A 5137-nucleotide genomic window follows, 5' to 3' on the forward strand; every position below is an offset into this window, starting at 1 on the left:
AAGGACAGTCTTATTAGGATGTTAGAGCTCTTATCTACTAATGGTTATTATAGTATCTATAGAGGAAGTTGGGAGTATTCTTTTGATCTCTTTTGAGACTAGCGTATATATTGATGAACCATATATCTATGGGTTAACTACATATTAGAGTTAGGTTTATTTAGCATATAATATAATAACTATTAACTAAACTGCACTAAGGATATTATATTGATAAGACCAACCAAACATATATTTAGCTATGTGTTACTATTATCAGCATTCACCTGTTCTATTACATGAGTCTATAGAGGCACTAAATATAAGACCTAATGGAATATATTTAGACTGCACATTTGGAATGGGTGGCCATTCAAAACATATATTATCTAAACTATATAAAGGTGGTAAGCTATTATCTTTTGACTGTGACCCAGAAACGTATGTATATTCTAAAGCTATATGTGACAATAGGTTTTATTATATACATAGCTCTTTCTCTAATATATATAACTACCTTTTAGCTTTTAACTTAATAGGAAATGTTGATGGTATTATAATAGATTTAGGCATATCATCCCATCAACTATCTAACTCAGAAAGAGGCTTTTCTTTCTATAATGATGGTCCGTTAGATATGCGTATGGATAATACTAGAGGAAAGCCGTTATTTGATTGGTTAGTCTCTGCTAAAGAATATGAAGTTAATAGCATATTAAAAAGCTTTGGTGATGAAAAGCATTCTATATACATATCTAAGAATATAAAAGCATATATAGAAAAGAATAGAATTACAAGAACTAAAGAACTATCTAAAGCTATATCAACTGTCAATAGCTGGCATAATAATAAAACACATCCAGCTACTTGTTCTTTCCAAGCTTTTAGAGTCTATATAAATAATGAGCTAGAAGAGATTAAAACTATATTAACTATATCTTTAGCTGCTTTATCTAAACATGGGAGGCTAGTTGTATTAAGCTATAACTCTATAGAAGATAAGCTAGTAAAAGCCTTTATATATAACAATATCCATAAATGCATCCTAAAAAGCTTTAGTAAGATAAAACCATCAAAACAAGAAGCTAACTATAACTATAGCTCACGCAGTGCGGTATTAAGATTTGCAGAAAAGATATAAACAGCTGTATCTACTTAACTAACATTATGTTTGATGTGGATACTCGCTTGGTTCAACCGTAGCCACACCGAATGACTTTAACATCTTCTGAGGGCTCTTTAGCATAATGATTAAGGCTTGGTCTATCCATTTAATAGGAACTACGCTTATTGAAACCATTGAACGGCTGGTCATGTCTTCTAACTCTTTTAGGTTCTTTTCTGGGATCAATACAGTTCTCACGTTTCCTCTTTGAGCAGCATATATCTTTTCAGGTAGGCCTCCTATTGGTAATACTTCTCCATTCAGAGTAACTTCTCCAGTAACTGCTACTTCAGAACGCACAATACTATCTGTCAACACCGAGAATATAGAAACCACAACAGCAACACCAGCTGAAGGACCATCTTTTGGGATTGCACTTTCAGGCGCATGGATATGTATGTCACTTTCTCTAGATGGTCCACAAAGACTAACAACACATATCCTAGAACGAGCTATTGAACGTGCAGCTTCAATTGATTCCTTCATCACCTTGCCTATCGAACCAGTACGTAAGACTCTACCTTTGCCACTCAATAGCAGAGCTTCAATGAACAACAAGTCTCCACCAGTCTCAGTCCAAGCCAGACCCGCTACCTGTCCGATTCTACCTTGCTTCAAGATGTTGGTGATACTATATTTTGGGTTACCAAGATAGGATTTTAAGTTAGCTGTGTTAACTTCAAGATGCGTTGGTTCTTTCATACTTAAGGAGTTCCTAACTACCTTTCTACATATTTTAGCTAACTCCTTTTCTAATGAACGTACACCAGCTTCTCGAGTGTAATATCTAACTATAGCGTTAACTGCAGCCTTGGTAAAAGTAAGTGTTCCTTCTTTCAATCCACTAGTTATCAGATGCTTTTTAATCAGGTAGCTATGCACAATGGATACTTTCTCTTCTTCGGTGTAGCCTGGTATATTTATTACTTCCATTCTATCAACTAGAGGTTTGGGAATGTTAAGGGTGTTTGCAGTTGCAACAAACATAACGTCTGAGAGGTCAAACTCAACTTCAATATAGTTGTCACAAAACTCTTTGTTTTGTTCAGGGTCTAATACTTCTAGTAACGCTGAAGCAGGATCTCCTCTTAAGACAGTTCCAATCTTATCAACTTCGTCCAGCAAAAAGAGCGGGTTGCATACCTTTATTCTTATTAAGCTTTGAAGTATTTTACCTGGCATTGAGCCTACATATGTTCGACGATGTCCTCTGACTTCTGCTTCATCATGAACTCCACCTAAAGAAGCTCTAACAAACCTTCTACCAATAGCTTTTGCAATAGCTCTTCCAAGAGAGGTTTTTCCAACACCAGGCGGTCCAACAAAACAGAGAACAGGCGCTCTCGGTTTACCAGCTCGTTTACTAATAGCTAAATGTTCTATTACTCTGCTTTTTACTTCGCTTAATCCATAGTGGTTAGTATTCAAAAGCTCTTCAGTTTTATTGATATCTATTTGAACTACGCTTTTCCTTTTCCATGGCAAAGAGATGAGTGTTTCAATATAGCTTCGAATCACGTTTGCATCTGCTGATGAAGAAGCCATTGTTCTTAGCTTTCTCAGTTCTCTTTTGGTTTTAGCTTTCACTTCCTCAGGCATCTTCGAAGTCTCAATGCAGTCAACAGCTTTATCAAAGTCAGCTATATCTTCAGGTTCACCTAGTTCCTTTTGTATTGCTTTGAGCTGTTCATGTAAGTAATATTCCTTTTGGTTCTTCTCCAGTTGGAGCTTAACTCTATCTTGCAGTCTGTCTTCTAATAACAAAGAGCTCATTTCATACTCTAGCCTTTCTGCTAAGATATCAAACCTTGCTTCAATGGTGGGAGCTTCTAACATTCTTTGTTTCTGGTTTAACCCTGGGACTACGCTAATAGCAATAGTATCAAACAGCTTGTTAACATCCATTAGGACAAAACCACCAATCATTCTTAGAGTAAGTTCAGCTTCTTCAGAATATCTTTTGTTCAAATGCAGGTAACATACGAATCTATTGACCACCATCCTAAACAGATCTTCTATGGTTCTTGGGTTAGAAGGTTGATACTCGTATGCAAAGGACATTACTTCGCAGGTTTGGATACTGTTAGCTCTTGTTGTTATTACTTCAGATCTTTGGACACCTTCGACCATAGCTTTCATTGTACCATCAGGTAATCTCAAAAGCTGTCTAATTACGGCTATACATCCTATTTTGTAGAGCTCAGAAGCACACTGTTTGCTAATACAATTCTTTTGGGCAGCTACCATCAGTCTTATGGCATTGGCTTTTGTTAGGTCCACAGTGTTAATGGGACTCTTCCTGTCTACAAATATTGGGATGACCATTCCTGGAAACATAACAATATCTTTCAAGGACAACAGGGGTAGCTTAGAGCTTTTCGTCATAAGATGATGTGCTTGCATAAATGCCTTCAGGAAACCACCAGCCTTTAAGAGATGGTAAGTTAATGTTAGCTATAAACTATCGTACACCATTATTGGTCTTTTAAGTCCATCAACCACCATACCGTCAAGAACCACTTTTACCACGCTTCGTAGTATTGGTGTTTGGTACATTATGTCTATCAGAAGAGATTCCAATATTGAACGTAAGCCTCTTGCTCCTGTTTCTAGATCTAATGCTCGGGTTGATATTGCTCTTAACGCAGACTCGTGCACTATTAGACGAACTCCTTCACTATCGAGTAACACCTTAAACTGATTAACTAATGCTTTTATGGGTTCTGTTAGGATTCTCATTAGGTCAGCTACATTTAAACTACGGAGAGCTTCAATGATAGGTAGTCTCCCGACCAACTCTGGAATCAGCCCAAACTTGATGAGGTCCTTTGCTGATATCTTTTTGGTTCTATGTGGTATATCTTTTAGAGCTAGTTCAGTTGGGGAAGGCTGGAACCCGAAGTTATATTTCTTGTGGGGTTGGGATGTTATCTTTTCCAGACTCTCAAACGACCCTCCACATATGAACAGGATATTTGAAGTATCTACCAATATGAACTCCGTGTCTGGTTGTCCTTTGGATCCGTAACAGGGCACTGCTATTGTTGTTCCTTCTAATAGTTTTAGTAGGGCTTGTTGTACGCCTTCTCCTGAAATATCTCTACCTACCGCAGAGTTACTTGATCTACGAGAAAGCTTGTCTATTTCATCTATATACACTATGCCCTTTTGGGCTATCTCAACATCATAGCTGCATGTCTGTAAGAGCTTTTGTAATATGGCTTCTACATCGTCTCCAACATACCCAGCCTCGGTGAATGAAGTAGCGTCCACAATAATAAATGGAACGTTTAGGAACTGTGCCATCGTTTGTGCTATCAAGGTTTTACCTGAACCAGTATGACCCACTAACAAGATATTGCTTTTAGATAAAGACGTCTCTTCTGGGCTTTTCTTTCCTATTCTTTTGTAATGATTGTAGATGGAAACTGAGATGGACTTCTTCACAGCATTTTGACCAACAACGTGTTTATCTAGTTCTTCGAGTAATTCACAAGGTAATGCAGAAGGTGCTGGTTTACTTTGAAACCTTCTTAACCTCTGAGTTAACTCCATGCTTATTTTAATACATATTTCACAGATAGAAGCGAACGGACTAATAACTAGTTTATAGTTCTTGTTTTCAGTACGACCACAAAATGAACATACTTTAATATAGCTCATATAGTTTCTAGTTTAGAGGTTAATGTGGGTTAAGGAGGATTCCCATAGGGTTAGTGGGTTCTTAGAGTTAGGTGTTCTTCAACACATCGGACTTATCTGTTCAGTATGTTATTGCCAGTAGGAGAAGGGGGTGCTTGTGTTCTAGAGAAGGGCTTAGAATAGATAGTCTTTTGGTTAGTTAACTATTGATTCAGGGACATATTCCAATAATACATCACTACGAGCAACCCAAAAGCCATAGAGCCAACAGCAATATATCATATGAATGCTAATATAAAAGAAGAAACAATAGCTGCTTTATCAACAACCCAAAAGGCTAGTGGCATAGGC

General features: G+C 37.2%; 3 protein-coding genes. 1 reads left to right on the forward strand and 2 read right to left on the reverse strand.

Annotation, left to right across the window (positions count from 1 at the left end; genetic code table 11):
* The first annotated feature begins 241 nt into the window (after window positions 1–241).
* On the forward strand, window positions 242–1120 hold the full coding sequence (rsmH, locus tag TPPER_RS00180) for a 16S rRNA (cytosine(1402)-N(4))-methyltransferase RsmH (protein ID WP_099336782.1): 879 nt from the start codon (window positions 242–244) through the stop codon (window positions 1118–1120).
* 24 nt (window positions 1121–1144) lie between these two features.
* On the opposite strand, the gene lon is transcribed toward rsmH, so the two are convergent.
* Both lon and clpX read right to left on the reverse strand, forming a co-directional pair.
* Window positions 1145–3529: an endopeptidase La gene (gene lon, locus TPPER_RS00185; protein ID WP_236859550.1), complete on the reverse strand. Its 2385-nt coding sequence runs from the start codon at window positions 3527–3529 to the stop codon at window positions 1145–1147.
* Window positions 3530–3598: 69 nt separating this feature from the next.
* A complete protein-coding gene (gene clpX, locus TPPER_RS00190) occupies window positions 3599–4807 on the reverse strand; it encodes an ATP-dependent Clp protease ATP-binding subunit ClpX (protein WP_099336783.1) in 1209 nt (402 codons plus the stop codon).
* Window positions 4808–5137 lie beyond the last annotated feature (330 nt).

The sequence above is a fragment of the Candidatus Tremblayella phenacoccinincola genome (assembly GCF_002682985.1).
GTDB lineage: Bacteria > Pseudomonadota > Gammaproteobacteria > Burkholderiales > Burkholderiaceae > Tremblaya > Tremblaya phenacola_C.